This is a genomic window from Flagellimonas sp. 2504JD4-2 (assembly GCF_053642935.1).
On record NZ_JBSIOV010000003.1, the window covers coordinates 106,136 to 122,812 of the forward strand.

The 16,677-nt window shown below is 40.8% G+C and carries 16 protein-coding genes; 4 read left to right on the forward strand and 12 right to left on the reverse strand.

Features of this window, described 5'->3' with window-relative positions; all coding sequences use genetic code 11:
* Nucleotides 1-35 precede the first annotated feature (35 nt).
* On the reverse strand, nt 36-722 hold the full coding sequence (locus ACULLH_RS11650; RefSeq protein WP_454088919.1) for an LOG family protein: 687 nt from the start codon (nt 720-722) through the stop codon (nt 36-38).
* A gap of 14 nt (nt 723-736) precedes the next feature.
* The gene (uvrA, locus tag ACULLH_RS11655) at nt 737-3,598 is read right to left on the reverse strand and encodes an excinuclease ABC subunit UvrA (protein ID WP_454089623.1); all 2,862 of its coding nucleotides are present in this window, start codon (nt 3,596-3,598) and stop codon (nt 737-739) included.
* Between the two features lie 255 nt (nt 3,599-3,853).
* Here uvrA and ACULLH_RS11660 point away from each other — a divergent pair, with 255 nt between their 5' ends.
* The gene (locus tag ACULLH_RS11660; protein WP_454088920.1) at nt 3,854-4,378 is read left to right on the forward strand and encodes a hypothetical protein; all 525 of its coding nucleotides are present in this window, start codon (nt 3,854-3,856) and stop codon (nt 4,376-4,378) included.
* Between the two features lie 4 nt (nt 4,379-4,382).
* On the opposite strand, the gene ACULLH_RS11665 is transcribed toward ACULLH_RS11660, so the two are convergent.
* Entirely contained in the window at nt 4,383-5,159 is a 777-nt protein-coding gene (locus tag ACULLH_RS11665; RefSeq protein ID WP_454088921.1) for a TIGR03915 family putative DNA repair protein, read from the reverse strand.
* 184 nt (nt 5,160-5,343) lie between these two features.
* Here ACULLH_RS11665 and ACULLH_RS11670 point away from each other — a divergent pair, with 184 nt between their 5' ends.
* Entirely contained in the window at nt 5,344-6,108 is a 765-nt protein-coding gene (locus ACULLH_RS11670; protein WP_454088922.1) for an XRE family transcriptional regulator, read from the forward strand.
* Here ACULLH_RS11670 and ACULLH_RS11675 read toward each other — a convergent pair.
* Nucleotides 6,095-7,015 carry a 2-oxoadipate dioxygenase/decarboxylase family protein gene (locus tag ACULLH_RS11675; protein WP_454088923.1) on the reverse strand — a complete coding sequence of 307 codons (921 nt, stop codon included), beginning with the start codon at nt 7,013-7,015 and terminating at the stop codon, nt 6,095-6,097. The genes ACULLH_RS11670 and ACULLH_RS11675 overlap by 14 nt on opposite strands.
* Before the next feature lie 78 nt (nt 7,016-7,093).
* On the opposite strand from ACULLH_RS11675, the gene ACULLH_RS11680 reads away from it, so the two are divergent.
* The gene (locus ACULLH_RS11680) at nt 7,094-7,987 is read left to right on the forward strand and encodes a LysR family transcriptional regulator (protein WP_454088924.1); all 894 of its coding nucleotides are present in this window, start codon (nt 7,094-7,096) and stop codon (nt 7,985-7,987) included.
* Between the two features lie 8 nt (nt 7,988-7,995).
* On the opposite strand, the gene ACULLH_RS11685 is transcribed toward ACULLH_RS11680, so the two are convergent.
* Genes ACULLH_RS11685 through ACULLH_RS11695 form a run of 3 tightly spaced genes read right to left on the reverse strand, consistent with a single transcriptional unit; the run spans nt 7,996 to nt 11,182 of the window.
* Nucleotides 7,996-8,910: an ATP-grasp domain-containing protein gene (locus ACULLH_RS11685; RefSeq protein ID WP_454088925.1), complete on the reverse strand. Its 915-nt coding sequence runs from the start codon at nt 8,908-8,910 to the stop codon at nt 7,996-7,998.
* An 8-nt stretch (nt 8,911-8,918) separates the two neighbouring features.
* Nucleotides 8,919-10,601, reverse strand: a complete 1,683-nt coding sequence (gene ggt / locus ACULLH_RS11690) for a gamma-glutamyltransferase (protein WP_454088926.1) — start codon at nt 10,599-10,601, stop codon at nt 8,919-8,921.
* Nucleotides 10,589-11,182 (reverse strand): acyl carrier protein phosphodiesterase, encoded by a 594-nt coding sequence (locus ACULLH_RS11695; protein ID WP_454088927.1) that lies wholly within the window; start codon nt 11,180-11,182, stop codon nt 10,589-10,591. Before ACULLH_RS11695 ends, ggt begins: the two co-directional genes overlap by 13 nt.
* A gap of 91 nt (nt 11,183-11,273) precedes the next feature.
* On the opposite strand from ACULLH_RS11695, the gene glmM reads away from it, so the two are divergent.
* A complete protein-coding gene (gene glmM, locus ACULLH_RS11700) occupies nt 11,274-12,665 on the forward strand; it encodes a phosphoglucosamine mutase (protein ID WP_454088928.1) in 1,392 nt (463 codons plus the stop codon).
* Here the strand turns inward: glmM and ACULLH_RS11705 are convergent.
* The 5 genes from ACULLH_RS11705 to ACULLH_RS11725 all read right to left on the reverse strand — a co-directional run bounded on the left by ACULLH_RS11705 (nt 12,662) and on the right by ACULLH_RS11725 (nt 16,672).
* A complete protein-coding gene (locus ACULLH_RS11705; RefSeq protein ID WP_454088929.1) occupies nt 12,662-13,201 on the reverse strand; it encodes a hypothetical protein in 540 nt (179 codons plus the stop codon). The two genes, glmM and ACULLH_RS11705, sit on opposite strands and share 4 nt — an antisense overlap.
* 67 nt (nt 13,202-13,268) lie before the next feature.
* Nucleotides 13,269-14,261: a sterol desaturase family protein gene (locus ACULLH_RS11710; RefSeq protein WP_454088930.1), complete on the reverse strand. Its 993-nt coding sequence runs from the start codon at nt 14,259-14,261 to the stop codon at nt 13,269-13,271.
* Between the two features lie 92 nt (nt 14,262-14,353).
* A complete protein-coding gene (locus ACULLH_RS11715) occupies nt 14,354-14,827 on the reverse strand; it encodes a hypothetical protein (protein ID WP_454088931.1) in 474 nt (157 codons plus the stop codon).
* Between the two features lie 75 nt (nt 14,828-14,902).
* The gene (locus ACULLH_RS11720) at nt 14,903-15,682 is read right to left on the reverse strand and encodes an alpha/beta fold hydrolase (protein ID WP_454088932.1); all 780 of its coding nucleotides are present in this window, start codon (nt 15,680-15,682) and stop codon (nt 14,903-14,905) included.
* A gap of 93 nt (nt 15,683-15,775) precedes the next feature.
* Nucleotides 15,776-16,672 carry a lysophospholipid acyltransferase family protein gene (locus tag ACULLH_RS11725; protein ID WP_454088933.1) on the reverse strand — a complete coding sequence of 299 codons (897 nt, stop codon included), beginning with the start codon at nt 16,670-16,672 and terminating at the stop codon, nt 15,776-15,778.
* Nucleotides 16,673-16,677 lie beyond the last annotated feature (5 nt).

A 16,677-nucleotide genomic window follows, 5' to 3' on the forward strand; every position in this document is an offset into this window, starting at 1 on the left:
TAAAAAAGAATTATTTCGAAACAAGAACCAGGGGGTTAAAAGTTAGGACTAAGATTTCGCCCTTTGTAAAATGCATCGATAATTTGGACAACCTCGTCTTCAGTGTCCACTAATTTGATCAAATCCAAATCTTTTGGGCTTATATTACCTGCATTCAACATAGTGTCCTTAATCCAATCGAAAAGTCCGCTCCAGAATTTGGTTCCTACCAAAATTATGGGAAACTTATGTATTTTATTGGTTTGTATTAATGTAATGGCCTCGAACAATTCATCCAGTGTTCCGAAACCTCCCGGCATAACCACAAAACCTTGCGAATACTTTACAAACATGACCTTTCTGACAAAAAAGTAATCGAAATCGAGGTTTTTATCTGCATCGATATAGGGGTTGTCATGCTGTTCAAAAGGAAGGTCGATGTTAAGACCCACCGAGGTACCACCAGCTGAATGGGCTCCTTTATTACCTGCCTCCATTATTCCTGGACCACCACCTGTAATGATTCCGTAACCTGCCTCGGCTACACTTTTGGCGACCTTTACGGAGAGCTCGTAATAAGGTTCTCCTGGTTTGGTCCTAGCAGATCCGAAAATGGAAACACAGGGGCCGATCGCACTCATTTTCTCAAAACCATTGACAAATTCGCCCATTATTTTGAAAATGGCCCATGAGTCATTCGTCTTTATTTCATTCCAACCTTTATGGTGTTGTTCTTTTCGCATATTTCTACTTTTTATCAGACCGCGGGGGCAATTTTTCTTTTTGAATTGTCCAACTCCTTTTTCAAGAACTTGGCAGTATAACTTTTATTGTCTTTGGCGACCTCTTCTGGAGTGCCTTTTGCAACGATCATTCCTCCACCTCGACCACCTTCGTATCCAATGTCTATGATGTAATCCATCATTTTTATGACATCCATATTGTGTTCTATGACCAAAATGGTATTCCCTTTGTCCACCAATTGGTTCAAAACTTCCATCAACACCCTAATATCTTCAAAATGAAGTCCCGTTGTAGGTTCATCCAAGATATAAAAGGTGTTCCCGGTATCCCTTTTGGAAAGTTCCGTAGCTAATTTTACCCGTTGGGCCTCACCACCCGAAAGGGTAGTGGACTGCTGCCCCAGCGAAATGTAACCCAAGCCCACATCTTTTATGGTCTTTAACTTTCTGTGGATTTTTGGAATGTTTTCAAAGAAATCCACAGCTTCGTTGATGGTCATTTCGAGAACGTCGGCAATGGACTTTCCTTTATACCGAATTTCCAAGGTCTCCCTATTAAAACGTTTGCCGTTGCAAGTTTCGCATTCAACATAGACATCAGGGAGGAAATTCATCTCAATCACTTTCAACCCACCGCCTTGGCAAGTTTCACATCGACCCCCAGCAACATTAAAACTGAAACGCCCCGGCTTATAGCCTCTTATGGTCGCTTCGGTGGTTTTTGCAAACAAGGCCCTTATTTCACTAAATACCCCAGTGTATGTAGCGGGATTTGATCTAGGGGTACGTCCAATAGGGGATTGATTAATATCAATTACCTTATCCACATGTTCGAGCCCTGATATTTTCTTATAGGGCATTGGCTTTTTAACGCCATTAAAATAATGGGCATTCATAATCGGATACAGGGTTTCATTGATCAAAGTGGATTTTCCACTACCTGATACACCTGTGACTCCAATTAGCTTGCCCAAGGGAAATTCTGCGGTAACATTTTTAAGATTGTTTCCGGTACAACCTGAAATCACAATCTTTTTGCCAGTTCCTTTTCTGCGATTTGGGGGAACCGGTATTTCCAGTTCTCCTGATATGTATTGGGAAGTAAGTGTCTTTTGATGTTTTAAATCTTCGGGTTTTCCTTCGGAAATAATTTCACCCCCATGCCTTCCTGCTTTTGGACCAATATCGATAACATGGTCTGCATGCTCGATCATATCTCTATCATGTTCAACAACAATAACAGAGTTTCCGATGTCACGCAAGGATTCTAATGAATTGATCAAACGTTCATTGTCCCGTTGGTGAAGTCCTATGCTGGGCTCATCCAAAATATAAAGCACCCCAACAAGTTGGGAGCCAATCTGGGTGGCCAATCGAATGCGTTGTGCTTCACCTCCGGAAAGGGATTTGGAGCTTCGATTCAGCGATAGGTAATCCAACCCAACATCCAGCAAGAAACGAATTCGGGTCTTGATTTCCTTGATAATTTCCTCAGCTATCTTCTGCTGATTGCCTTCAAGTGTGCTTTCAAGTTTTTCAAAGAAATCGGCCAATTCGGCAATATCCAACTGAGCTAATTCGGCTATGTTCTTGTTTCCAATCTTGAAATACAACGACTCTTTCCGCAAGCGTGCGCCTTCACAATTGGGACATGGAACTTTATCCATAAAATCCTTGGCCCAACGCTTGATCGAAGTAGAATTTGCCTCATCGAACTGTGTTTTGATGAAATTGGCAATACCCTCGTAATCTATTTTGTATTGTCTTTTAACACCCAAGGTCTTGGAATCCACTTCAAAACTATCCTTTCCTCCATTTAGAATTACCTCCATGGCTTCCGCAGGAATTTTGGAAATAGGGTCTGAAAGATTGAATTTATAGCGTTGAGCAATAGTCTCAAGCTGCTTAAAAGCCCATGATTTCTTGTATTCCCCTAGTGGAGCAATACCTCCGGCGTTTATTGAAAGCTTTTTATTGGGAAAAATCTTCTGCTCATTTACCTCATGGATATGTCCCAAACCATTGCAAACGGGACACATTCCCTTTGGTGAGTTGAAGGAAAATGTATTAGGTTCAGGCGTGGGATATGAAATACCAGTAGAAGGGCACATCAAATCCCGGCTAAAATATCTCGGTACCGATTCGCCCTCTTGCAAAACCATGAGCACATTGTCACCGCTATACATTGCTGTATTGATGGTCTCGTTAAGTCTTTTGTGGAAATCTTCACTTTCGGTAACCTTTAGACGGTCAATTACAATTTCTATATCGTGGGTCTTATAGCGATCGACTTTCATGCCTTTGGTGATATCCATGATTTCACCGTCTACACGAACCTTGACAAAACCCTGCTTGGCAATCTGTTCAAAAAGTTCCCTATAATGACCCTTACGGGATTTTACCACAGGTGCCAATACGTTTATTTTCTTATCGCGATAGGAATCAATGATAAGATTTTTGATCTGCTCATCGCTATAGCTAACCATCTTTTCTCCGCTGTTATAGCTGTAAGCATCCCCGGCCCGGGCAAAAAGAAGACGCAAAAAGTCGTATACCTCCGTAATGGTTCCAACCGTTGAACGAGGAGATTTTGATGTGGTTTTTTGCTCAATCGCAATTACTGGGGAAAGGCCATCGATTTTGTCAACATCAGGCCGTTCCAAACCTCCCAAAAATTGTCTCGCATAGGCCGAAAAGGTTTCAATATACCTTCTTTGACCTTCGGCATATATAGTATCAAAGGCAAGAGAGGATTTTCCGCTACCAGAAAGTCCGGTGATCACTACGAGCTTCTCCCGGGGAATTGTAACATCAATATTTTTGAGGTTATGGACCCTTGCGCCCTTGACCTCAATATGTTCTTCGTAGTTAATCATAAAAATTATAGCAAACTTCAAAAATAACGATTTGGGATTTAAAAATGAAGCAGGTTTAGCTTTCTGTTTTGTAAAGTAATCACGATTGCAACCTCTAGGGATGGTGGAAATAGAATTATGGCTTTTATGGCTCCATCGATGCAAAATTTATAACGATTTTTATGAAACCCTGTTGGCATTTGAAAAAGAGTAGATTATTTTTGGCAGCCACAATGAAAAACCTGATATAATATACCAACAATCAATTATAGCAATATGAAATTACTTGGCATTGGATCCCGAATTGATCATCCTGAATACGGCAAAGGAGTTGTTACCAATGTATCCTCGAGACATTATTGGGTCACTTTTTTGGAAAATGGTTTGGAAACCATCGACTTGGATTCGGAATTTGAGGTTATTGAGGGCGTGGAGGATGATGTTGACACCGTTAGCTTTTTTGATGTAGAGCGTTCCTTGGTCAAAATTTTGGAAAAATGGAGTGACACGCATGAAAAAGTGGCCTTAGCAGATAAGTGGAAGAAGGGGAAATTGATTTTGGAGCCCGAAGATGGATTGGCATCCAAAGAAATGCCCATCGACACCTTTTTTCATAAGATAGTTATGGTTCGGGATAGAATCAGGGTAATGGAGCAAAAAATAAACAGCAGCAAAAATTTGGACGATCAGGAAAAAGTGGATCTGCAGCAATATATCACCCGAATCTATGGGAGTCTTACCTCGTTCAATGTACTGTTTAAAAATAAAAGCGACCAATTTGTTGGGGAACGATCCAAGTAATGGACTACACCGCTTCTTTTTCTGTTGACAGATATTTTTTATCGCTCTTAGAGACTTGGGCAGTACGCAATTTTCTATTGATCAAAGATTTGATCTCGGTACTTTTAAAGTAATCGTTCCAAAGTGTTTGGTAATCATACTCATCATTCAGAAAGGCATCACTTTTATGGATTTTGGTAAAGTGGATATCCTTTAGATTTAAGGAAACCATTTCGACATGGTCCTGATTGTAATAGATGCCATATTTACGTTTGATATCATAGATCAACCAACTTTGATCGGATAAGAGATTCCTAAAATGTTTGGAAACAAGGGGTAGGACATTTGAATCTGGCTCAATAGTGGCAAAATGCACTTCATCCTTAGTCAGTTGGAATCCTACCAAGCTTTCTGTACGTTGTTTTTCCCTTCGTACGGAGCTCGCCAGTTGGTTGACTCTTTGGACAACACCATCTGAATAATTCAAATGGTTTCCAGCGTTGGACTCCATTAGCTTTTGGATATAAGTATACAAGGTGAGCTCAATGCCTTCAGATTCACTTAAAAACGAGAAATATATATTGGTAATGGCATTATGACTCCTGCTCCGAATACCGTTCCATACACGCTTTGCCCTGTCAACATGCGTGAAAATAGTCTTGGTATCAGAAAATAGAACACTTTGGTTCTGTCCATTCTTTTGAATATCGCTAACGTTGATTTTTTCTTCAAAAGCAACGAAAACAGCGGTAAGAAAACCATTAAAGGTTCCATCGTAAACTAAAGTTGTTGAATTTCTCATGATTCACACATTTTGTAATTAATCCAAAATTATGGAATTATTCCTAAATATGGAAATAATCCAAATATTTTTTTGGAAATAATCCAATTTAGCTATATTTGGGGTACTAAGACTGGCGTGGTACCGTGAAAAATTGGGATTTAATCCAACTTTTTAAAGACCCAAGTAATCAATAGAAAGCACTATGGAAAATGAACTGACCTTAAAACGGTTTACGGAAATACGAAGGGAACTTGGGCATACACAAGCAGAATTTGCCAAAATGTTGGGAATTTCCAATACAACTGCCGATATCGAACGTGGCCGCACCAAATTATCGGGTAGGGTAGTGGCGGAGCTGTTAAAACAATTCAAGATAAACCCCCTTTGGTTGTTTGGCGAAAGTGACCAAAAACATTTGGATACAGCCAAAACAAGTGTTATTCCCAAAGTGGTTACGGTCGATAGCGCGGATCAGGACAATATGGTCTTGGTAAATGCGAAAGCTGCTGCGGGCTACCCACAAAATATTCAAGATACCAGCTGGTACCAACAGTTACCGGCTTTTGATTTGCCCATTCCTGAATTTAGGAATGCCACATATCGAGGGTTTCAGGTAGAAGGAGACAGTATGCTGCCAAATCTTAGACCGGGCGAGTGGGTTTTGGCCAGGGCCATAGAACATATTGACCATGTAAGCTCCAGTAAAATGTATGTGGTGGTGCTTCAGGATTCGGTTATGGTGAAAAAGATTGAAAAGCGACCAAATTCCAACAATGTCACCTTGGTTTCCTTAAATGAGACTTATCCTCCATATGAGATCAAACCCTTCCAAATACAGGAGATATGGGAGGTAAGTAGTAAGCTTACCTTTAATGTTGATGCAACAACAGAGACAGGTTTACTACGACAACTTCAGCAGTCCATGGAAGAATTGAAACGACAAGTAGGTCAGGTTAAGAGCAGTTGACCGCTTTTTTCACCTGCTCATCATACGTGCTTTCAAATATCTTGTCGGCATTGGCCGATTCGAATCCTTCACGAAGATGCTCCTGCTTTAGAAGAGTTTTGGGCATGCCCTGAAATTCGGGTAATGGTAATCTTTCTGCAAATTCCACATAGCTGCCAGCTATCTTCATTTGTTCCCCGTTGGCAAAAGTGGCATTCACCATTTTGGCCACAGAACTACTTTGCTTTAGAAGCCCATCCTTACTTATCTTGATTTTACCTCCAGCGGTATTCAGCACAATACCAATTTCCTCCAAAAAGGAATTGAACGCTTTTAAGGTGTTGTAGGGTTCTGGCAATGCATGCACACTTATGGTATAATGATTAAGATAATATCTATTGTAAATAACCCAAGCCGCATATTCGGTTGCCTTGGCCAACTCCAAAAATTCGTCAAGCGAAGGAACATCCCACAGCGGTTGGTAAAAGAATTCACCCACTTCTTTAGGGCTTGCAAAATCCAAGGAATCCACAGGATCCTTTGTAATGTGGGCTGTATATTTTTTGATGATGGTTTGAGCGTTCTGAGGTAGCTCCTGCACCCTGAGCTCGCTAATAAAAATCCGTGGATACTTTGGATGTGGTGGAGCATACCAATATGCGTCCAATTTTTTTTCTTGAAAATAGTATGCTTCTTTTCTCCGATATCCGTAAGCTAGAAATATTTTTTCCAAGGAAGCTATCCCCAAGTTGGGTACTCCCAAGGTCCGAAAGGCAATATGATCATTGATAATGTCCTCCTCCTTACCAATCAACCCCTTGTTGATCATAGCGCAACTTATAGCTTCTACATCAGCTACACTTCTTTTATAGGGGTTAAAAATTGATTTCAAAATAATATCCAAAGGGGTGTTGTCATCAAATTTCATAATCTATGCTTTAGTGATAATAATCCAGTACAAAATTAGTTGTACATTTAATCATATTTAATTATTAATTTATATTGAATGATTAGTTTGTATAATCAATTGGAAATACGACACCTTAATTATTTTTTGACTCTTGCTGATACCTTGCACTACGGGCAGGCTGCTGAACGATTATTGATTTCCCAATCGGCCTTGAGCCAACAAATACAGCGACTTGAGGTTATCTTAAAACAGGCGCTTTTTAAAAGGCATAATCGTAAGGTGGAATTGAGTCATGCAGGTGAACTTTTCAAAACCGAAGCAGAAATCATCATAGGTCAGATGCAAAGTTCCATGGAGCGATGGGGTGTTTCCCTGGCAGGGCACACCGGAATGATAAAAATTGGCTTTGTGGGTTCTGCAATTCAGGAGTTTCTACCCCAAAAAATAAAGGAATTGAACCAAGCCTATCCGAAAATCCAATTTGTTTTGCAGGAAGGGAGCAATCAGGTGCAATTGGACCTGTTGGAACGAAACCAATTAGATGTTGGTTTGATGCGTTCCAATGAGGTGCCAAGTACGATGAACTTTAAATCCGTTGCAGTGGAAAACTTATGTTTGGTTTTACCCCGAAAACATTCGGTAAACGCTGAGAATTTCAAAAGCCTAAAACAACTGTCGCGGGAATCTTTTATACTATTTCCCAATCAGCAAAGTCAATCCTACTATCACCAAATAATAGGACTTTGTGCGAGTTATGGTTTTACACCAAAGATTACACATCAATCCATAAATGGCCCTGCCATTTTTAAGTTGGTGGAAAGCGGGCTGGGGATTTCAATTGTGCCCAAGTCGTTGACCTTGGGGGCCAAATACAAAATCAACTTTATTGAGCTCAAAGACGAGCCTTTTAAAACAGAACTTTTTGCTGTTTGGAACAAAAAGACAAACAATCAGGCGCTTGAGGTGTTCTTGAGATTGCTGACGGAATAGGACCGACATCAATCAAACAACTTTTCCTTGATACTTTCTGCAAAAAAGTTAGCAGCTTCTGGATAACGTCGAAACCAAAGTTCGGGCTCAAAAATTTCCAATTCGGCCAATGCCAAATTCCCATTATTGTCCCTAAAAATATCGACCCGGGCATATATCGGCATTTCCGGACTGGCATGAAGCACACGCTGGGCAAATTCGATTTCCTCCTGCAAAGGTTGATAGTTATGAATGGATCCCCCATAATCATCCTGAACTCTAAAATCGCCGGGCTTCGCAACTTTTAATATCGCGTGCGAATACCCTCCATTGAACATCACTATGGAAATTTCTCCTTGCGCAACAATGTTTTTTTGGAACTCCTGTAGCATCATGGTTTCCGAAGCGATCAATTCTTGGAACAGGGCATCATGTTTTTCCCATTCGCTGCTATGAAACTTGTATGTGTGTCTTGCACCACCTGCAATGCAAGGTTTGAGAACGAGAGTTTCAGAATCGAAATTCAATTGCTGTATGGCTTTATCGATAGCTTCCTCCAAGGTGATTTCCGCCCGAGGTTCGACAAACAGAGTCTTGGGAATATTGATTCCATTACTTGCCAAATCATTCAGGTAATGCTTATCTATATTCCATGAAATCAGTGTATACGGATTAATGAACTGGGTCAAGTCCTTTGTTTGTTCAAACCATGAGGTAAATTCTTCAAAGCGGTCAAAACAATCCCAGGTGGATCTAAAAAGGGCATATTTGGTCGATTTCCAATCAAAATCAGCATCGTCCCATGCTTTTCGTGTGGTCCGCAACCCATTTTTTTCCAGAGCATCTAAAACCAATTGATCCTCCAAAAGCACATTTTCGATCAGTTGGCCATTTTTTTTTGGATTCAAATACCGCGAATCCGTGAGTACTACAACATCAAACATATTCCTAGTTAAAATCCTACTGCAGCATCATCTCCGCGTCTATCAGCTCCGCCTTCCAATTTTCCGTCAGGAAGCACACGGATAGCATCAACCTTACCAATGATTGGATTTCTACCCTCGTGTATCTCATAACCGATAGCTTCCAATTCGGATTTTATTTCGCTTGAAAAACTGTTTTCTTCAAAGGAAATTAAATCGGGAAGCCATTGATGATGGAATCTGGGCGCATTGACTGCGTCCTGCATACTTAGATTAAATTCATACACATTTAAAATAGTCTGGGCCACTGCCGTGATAATTGTTGAGCCTCCAGGGGTGCCGACCACCATGTAAAGTTTGCCATCTTTTTCAACAATAGTGGGTGTCATACTGCTCAGCATCCGCTTCTCAGGTGCAATACTGTTGGCTTCGGCCCCGATAAGTCCAAACATATTGGGCACTCCGGGTTTGGAACTGAAGTCATCCATTTCGTTGTTCAGGAAAAACCCTAACTCTTCACAATATAATTTAGAACCGTAACCTCCGTTTAAGGTCGTTGTGGCAGAAATAGCATTCCCTTGCGTATCCACAATGGAGTAGTGGGTAGTTTCGTTGCTTTCGATAATCTCGACATTGCCGTGGGACACCTCAGAAGATGGTGTTGGTTTTTTGAATGAGAAGTTTTCCATTCTTTTGGTCAAATAGGAATTGCTTAACAGTACATCCAACGGAATGTCAACAAAGTCTGGGTCACCAAGAAAATAATTACGATCTGCGTAGGCACGTCGCGCGGCTTCGGTGAACAATTGAATAGATTTGGCAGAGTTGTGCCCATATTTCGAGATTTTATAGGGCTCTATCATCTTAAAAATTTGATTGATGGTTACGCCTCCGCTACTTGGCGGACTCATGGAGATGATACGCAAGTCCTTGTACTTAAAAATCACCGGCTGTCTCCATTTGGCTTCATATTTTTCCAAATCCTCTTCGGTCACAAAACCACCTTTTTCTTGAATGAAAGCTGCCAATTTTTGAGCCACCTCACCCTTATAAAAACCGTCTCGGCCGTGTTGCGATACCTTTTCAAGCGTTTGGGCGAGTTGCGGATATTTTATGGTGTCCCCTGCCTTGAAAGTGGTTGCAAACTTGGTACTATCCCCATTGACTGTAATGATGCGCTCTCTATAATTTTCTAACCTTTTTGCTTGCTTTTTTGTTACGATCACTCCTTTTCTGGCCAGTGCAATAACCGGATTCAGAATGTCGGCAAGGGGAAGCGTACCAAACTTTTCATGAACTTCCATCACACCAGCGACCGTACCAGGAACCCCAACAGCGGTTGCGCCTATGGTGCTCATGTCTGGAATAACATTGTCCAATGAATCGAGATACATATCCTTATGGGCGGACAAGGGCGCCTTTTCCCTATAGTCCAACCCACCAACATCACCATCACTTTTTCGGTATACGATAAAACCGCCACCTCCGAGGTTGCCGGCAAATGGGTAGGCGATGGCAAGGGCCAATTCGGTGCCGACCATGGCATCAAAGGCATTTCCACCTTTTTCCATAATCTCGGACCCTATTTTGGAGGCCTCCTCACGAGCGCTGACTACCATCGCATTTTCGGTTACAAGACCGGTTGGTGCTGCAGGCTGTTTTTTACAATGTAGAAATAGGATTAGGGGAAGGAGAAATATCAGTCTTCGCATAAAACTTTTAGTTTTTGACGGGAAAAGGTAATCAATTCTTCAAAAAAATTTGTGAACTCATTTTCGAATGCAGCATAATGTTGTTCAAGGTCCACAATGGCGAAATTCATTTTCGATTTATTCTTGGTCCTGCGGTTCATTCCATTAAGAACCCTCGAAATTCCAGCGAGATTAGAATAGTTATAGAGCCAGTTGTCGGCAATCATATAGGGCATCATACGTTGGGTTCCTAAAGGGAGAATATCGTAATTGTCTTCCAATAGATCATAGAAGTTTTCAACGTATTTTTTAAGTGGAACAGGAGAATAGATAGACCAATTTTTCGCTAAAAAGTGGTCGTAAAAGATGTCCACAATTACCCTGCTGTAGTGACTGTAGTTTTTATGCAAACGTTTACTGCTTTGCTTTGCAATAGGATGCGAATCTGTAAAGGTGTCGATTTCCCGATGCAACAAAATTCCTTTTTGGATTTTTTCTGGAAAGTGCTTGAACTTGTTTCCCCGGATGTGGTCAGCAAAGAAATTGCCCAATGTAATTTCTTGGTTATCAAAGGATAAGTAAATATGGGCCAGAAAGTTCACCGATACAATTTTGTTTTCTTTGTGAAATTTACAAATTCGAAACATGAGATAGGGGACAGGCGGTTATATTTGCAAAAACTTTTCAACAACTATGACATTAATCAAATCAATTTCTGGAATTCGTGGTACCATTGGTGGAGCCACAAACGATAATCTTACCCCGATAGATGCTGTGAAGTTCGCAGCTGCTTATGGAACGTGGTTAAAAGATTATTCAGGAAAGGATAAACTGAATGTTGTCATTGGTCGCGATGCCCGCCTATCGGGTGAGATGATTCAGAACCTCGTGGTGTCAACCTTGGTTGGACTGGGAATTGATGTGATTGACTTGGGACTTTCCACAACACCCACCGTCGAAATAGCTGTGCCGTTAGAAAAGGCCGATGGAGGAATCATTTTAACGGCCAGCCATAATCCAAAACAGTGGAATGCGCTGAAATTGCTCAACGAAAGGGGAGAGTTTTTGGATGCAAAACAAGGAGCGATCATTTTAGAATTGGCAGAGAAGGAAGATTTTGAATTTGCGGAAGTTGATGATTTAGGAACTATCGTTAAGAACGATTCCTATATAGATGTACATATAGAGGAGGTCTTAAAACTTCCTTTGGTAGATAAGGAAGTGATTCAAAAAGGCGGATATAAGGTTGTCGTTGACGGCGTTAACTCAACAGGTGGTATTGCCATTCCAAAGTTGTTGAAAGCACTTGGGGTGGAAGTGGTTGAGCTATACTGCGATCCCACGGGACACTTTCCGCATAATCCAGAACCGTTAAAGGAGCATCTCACTGATATTTGCCAACTAGTGGTCAAGGAAAAGGCCGATTTCGGAATTGTGGTCGACCCCGATGTAGACCGCTTGGCCTTTATTAGTAACGATGGTGAAATGTTCGGTGAAGAATATACTTTGGTAGCCTGTGCAGATTACGTGCTTAGTAAAACTAAAGGAAATACCGTGTCCAATTTATCTTCTACAAGAGCTCTTAGAGACGTTACCGAAAAGCATGGCGGCACTTATGAAGCTGCAGCGGTAGGGGAAGTGAATGTTGTAAACAAAATGAAGGCAAACAATGCCATTATAGGCGGTGAAGGTAATGGTGGAATCATCTATCCAGAAAGTCATTATGGGCGCGATGCTTTGGTCGGAACTGCATTATTTTTAATGTTGATGTCCGAAAAAGGAGGTACTGTAGCTGAATTAAGGGCCAGTTATCCGAGTTACTTTATGAGCAAGAAGAAAATCCAGCTTACTCCAGAATTGGATGTGGATGCGCTCTTGGATGCTATGCACCAAAAATATAAAAATGAGCAGGTGTCCACTGTGGATGGGGTGAAGATTGATTTTCCAGAGAACTGGGTCCATTTACGTAAATCCAATACCGAGCCCATTATCCGAATATATACAGAAGCCCAATCCCAGAGCGAAGCGGATGGGTTAGCTGACCGGATTATAGGTGAGATAAAGGATGTGGCAGGGTTGGATTAGGACGGTCCACCCAATTCGTAAAGTGTTTTGGATTTGCTGAAATCAGAATCGGATATATCCGATTTTTGATCTGAATCGATCCATATCTTCCATACACCTTCTTCTTCCTTTAAGCCTACATTAAAGTAACCATAACCCCTTACGACCATTTCTTCATCGTTTTTTCCTTGGGAACTAAAGCGATAATACCCAGTTTGATAGGCCAATTCCTCACTTTCATCCACAGCCGTTGATAAAATGGCGAATGAAATTGCAACTTTGTTTCCCTGTTTTTTTGAGTTGACCAAAAAATTGGCAAAGTGCTCCAGATAACTCTCGCCAGACCTGATCACATTCTGATCAATGGTAATTCGAACAATTTCTTGAGAGTGAACCGATTTTAATTTATTGGGATCTAGTTCATCATAGGACTCCATAAAAGGAATCCAGACATCATTTTTAATGGCTTCGATGATTTCATCGGAAACGACATTCTTTTTCTGACCAAAAGAAATGGTAACGCAGAAAAGGAATAAAAGGATTGTCAACTGTTTCATTTTTTGGTTTTTGAATTTGATTCAAGTTATAAAACAAAACTGTGACAAAGCAAACTTTAGTATAAATTTAGGCTGAAGGGTTGTTTTGAAGATATTCGGTTCTGACCAATTTTGCAGTCTTATGTTCCCCAGTATGACTCCATCCAGGTGGCATTACCAAATAGCGCAGTTTGTTCAGTAATCCCGGGGCTCTTGCAACATCCTTCGCAAGTGCAAAGATCTCCCCGAAATAGACATCAATAAAATTTCCCGAATCCATTTTCCGGGTTATTCCATATTCTATTTTAACGCTTTTCTGTTCCTCTTGGTAAGTTCCAAACACCCTGTCCCAAATATTGAGTAGGTTGCAAAAATTGGTATCCATATACAACGGATTGCGTGCATGATGTACCCTATGATGCGAAGGGGTCAACATAATCTTGTTCAAAAAACCAAAACGGGCATCTTTGATCAAATTCTCGCCCACGTGAATAAAAGCACCGTAGGTACCATCAATGAACATTACCGCAAACAAAACCTCTGGTGGAACACCCAATAGAATACAAATCGTGGTTCTGATCGCATCGGCATATGGAGCTTCCAAAAAGAAGTGCGCATGGGTTACGGAAAGGTTCATATCCTCTGGGGCATGGTGCGTTGAATGCAGACACCAAAAAATCCGGACTTTATGACCTAGATAATGATACACGAAATGGGCAAGCTCCCAAATTATGTAGGCATAAATAAACCAATACCAGGTCGGACTTGTTTCTAAGAGCGCATACGGCTGAAAAAAACCAATGCAGAATGCAACCATGGCAATGGCAATAAATCGCCCAACAAACCGATTGAAAATGTAGATTAGGAAATTGACCTTATAGACCTTTATCTGAGGCTTCTTATAGATAAGTCCTGCAACGAATTCCAAAAGCAACAAAAGCGGAATGATCGGGTAAATCAACGAGGCTACCCCTTCATAGGTCTTGAAAGCTGAATAATCCCCGCTCTTTAGAATCTCCAAAGCTTGGGAAATTCCGAGAAACCCAATTAACTCTTCAAATAAGATTGATAAAATTTCCATAACTGAATGATATGGAAAAATATCTAAGAAATAACAAAATTTAGACGAACAACAAGGCAGGACTTATTAGTAATCCATTTAGGGAAAGGAAGTTATTTAAGCACAGATTCCTTGACCAATTCATTGGATTCCCAGACGCCTTTTTGTACCTCGTTTCCATTTGCATCAAAAACGGTTCCCTTACCATTTTTTTGGTTGGCTGCCCATTTACCGCCCCATTTGGTTCCATCAACATCGATAAATGAACCTTTACCATGACGTTTATGATTTTTGAATGCGCCTTCATATCGGCTTCCATTTGGCCAAGTGTAGGTTCCTTTCCCGGAAAAGGACACCCCGGATAGATTTCCTGAGTACATTGCGCCATCCGCCCATTTTATATTTCCTTTTTTCAATGTTCCGGAAGCAAATTCCACATCAAAATAAGTGCCTTCCAATTCAAATTTGTACCATCCATCTTGTAAGGTGCTCAAATCAGAATGGAAAGGAATGATATTGAATTCTTGGGCTGTTGAAGTAAATATTATTGTCAGAAAGGCTAAAAGCGGGAATAGAAACTTGCTCATATCAATTTTTTAAGCCTTGGTCGTTTAACTGAAACGATTACTTACAGGGAGCGCGTTGCAATCCCTTGAAAAGGCCTATTCTGTTTCGACCCAGTTCAATATGGATTCCTTGACCAATTTTTCTTGGTTCCACACAATAAAATGGTTCTCTTTTTCAATGGGGATTATGTGCAAACTGTCAACGCTTGAAAATTGGGTTTCCATAAATGGAACATTTTGATAGGGAACCAAATTATCTTCTTCACCATGGATAATCAGAGTGCGTTGTTTTAGCTCGTGCAGTTGTGGTTTTAAGTCTTTCAAATCTTGTTTCAACATCCAAAGTTCATCATTGGAAGGTTTCAAGGCTCCGGGAACCAAATATTTCAATGGAATCCAAGTCAACGGTTTTCGCCATTTCTCAGGTTTTTCAGCATCGGGATCCAATGCACCTGCAAGTATGACAAGATTTTCATATAAATCGGGTTGCTCCAAAGCCATTTGCACTATGAGTGGCCCGCCATAGGAGTGTCCGATCAACGAATAGGGTTTTCCGTTATCTACTTGTTTTAAAAACTCATTGAGTATTAATGCCTGGGGTTTGAGCGCCATACTTTTTCTAAAACCGCTTTTTCCAAAACCCGGCCTGTCAGGCGCAATAATTCTGAATTTCTCCAAAAATACCGAGTCGGCCAAATATGCCTTGTATGCATCCCAACTACCAGGGGACCCATGTATAAAAACCAAAGTTGGGGCATCCGATCTCCCTGTCTGGATGTAATGCAGGTCCCTATCCTGGATACTTAGATTTTCCTCAACATAATCAAGTTCATGTTGCTGGAAGAATTCGGACGTAGCACGACTCGATGTTCGCATGGTCATACAAGAATTGGCAAATAGTAGATATCCAAATACAACAGTTAGTAGAATGTATCTTTTTTTAAATCTGGATTTAAAAGACATGTATGCTTAAGATTTTTGAAACGCTTTAGGCACCTTGTCCTTGTGTTTCCATCTTTTGTGTGTCCAAAAATAAAACTCAGGAGTTTCCTTGATCGCTTTCTCCACGTTCTTCAGAAAAGCCTTGGTAAGCTCAAACTCCTCAAGTTCTGATGGGTTTTCAGCTATCAATTGAAAGGATCCCGAATAAGAACCTCTACCCTTCTTTTCAACCTTAAGATACACTGCGGGCAAATCCAATTTATTACATAACATTTCAGCTCCGGTATGCGCTGGAACGGTGATTCCCATAAAAGGGGTCCATAAATGTGCCTTTTTTGGCATCGGGGATTGATCGCTCAATATACCGTACATACTTAAAATGCCTTCTTTTCGGTTTGTAGCCACAATATCCTTGGTGTCCTTGGTGGTAATCAAGGTGGTGCCAAACTTTTGTCGTATATCCCTGACCAACTTATCAAAATACTTGTTTCCAATTTTTTGATAGATGGCATAACCCTTGGATTCGATATGTTTGTCCAATGCGATGACCCATTCCCAACTGGCATAATGGGGAAACATGAGCATTACGCTCTTGTTCTTTTTTTCCAATTGGTGCAAAACATCCAAATTTTCGAAAACGAAACGTTTTTGGAGCTCCTTATTGGAAATCCCCATGGTCTTTATCATTTCGAGGAACATATCGCACATGTGGCGATAAAATTTCTTTTCTATGGCCAATCTTTCCTCATCTGATTTCTCTGGAAACACCAATTTCAAGTTGTACCCAACCGTCTTTTTACGGTATCCAATAATATGGTACAGTAAAACATATACACCATCCGAAATGAAGTAAAGAAGTCTGAAGGGAAGTCTGGAAATTAACCAGAGCAGGGGATAAGCAAGTAAAAAAACAGCCAACTGCATACGTA

Excerpts from the sequence above, each read along its gene's own strand:
- ACULLH_RS11650 (WP_454088919.1), bottom strand. The coding sequence starts at position 722 with ATGCGAAAAGAACAACACCATAAAGGTTGGAATGAAATAAAGACGAAT.
- uvrA (WP_454089623.1), bottom strand. The coding sequence starts at position 3,598 with ATGATTAACTACGAAGAACATATTGAGGTCAAGGGCGCAAGGGTCCAT.
- ACULLH_RS11660 (WP_454088920.1), top strand. The coding sequence starts at position 3,854 with ATGAAATTACTTGGCATTGGATCCCGAATTGATCATCCTGAATACGGC.
- ACULLH_RS11665 (WP_454088921.1), bottom strand. The coding sequence starts at position 5,159 with ATGAGAAATTCAACAACTTTAGTTTACGATGGAACCTTTAATGGTTTT.
- ACULLH_RS11670 (WP_454088922.1), top strand. The coding sequence starts at position 5,344 with ATGGAAAATGAACTGACCTTAAAACGGTTTACGGAAATACGAAGGGAA.
- ACULLH_RS11675 (WP_454088923.1), bottom strand. The coding sequence starts at position 7,015 with ATGAAATTTGATGACAACACCCCTTTGGATATTATTTTGAAATCAATT.
- ACULLH_RS11680 (WP_454088924.1), top strand. The coding sequence starts at position 7,094 with ATGATTAGTTTGTATAATCAATTGGAAATACGACACCTTAATTATTTT.
- ACULLH_RS11685 (WP_454088925.1), bottom strand. The coding sequence starts at position 8,910 with ATGTTTGATGTTGTAGTACTCACGGATTCGCGGTATTTGAATCCAAAA.
- ggt (WP_454088926.1), bottom strand. The coding sequence starts at position 10,601 with ATGCGAAGACTGATATTTCTCCTTCCCCTAATCCTATTTCTACATTGT.
- glmM (WP_454088928.1), top strand. The coding sequence starts at position 11,274 with ATGACATTAATCAAATCAATTTCTGGAATTCGTGGTACCATTGGTGGA.
- ACULLH_RS11705 (WP_454088929.1), bottom strand. The coding sequence starts at position 13,201 with ATGAAACAGTTGACAATCCTTTTATTCCTTTTCTGCGTTACCATTTCT.
- ACULLH_RS11710 (WP_454088930.1), bottom strand. The coding sequence starts at position 14,261 with ATGGAAATTTTATCAATCTTATTTGAAGAGTTAATTGGGTTTCTCGGA.
- ACULLH_RS11715 (WP_454088931.1), bottom strand. The coding sequence starts at position 14,827 with ATGAGCAAGTTTCTATTCCCGCTTTTAGCCTTTCTGACAATAATATTT.
- ACULLH_RS11720 (WP_454088932.1), bottom strand. The coding sequence starts at position 15,682 with ATGCGAACATCGAGTCGTGCTACGTCCGAATTCTTCCAGCAACATGAA.
- ACULLH_RS11725 (WP_454088933.1), bottom strand. The coding sequence starts at position 16,672 with ATGCAGTTGGCTGTTTTTTTACTTGCTTATCCCCTGCTCTGGTTAATT.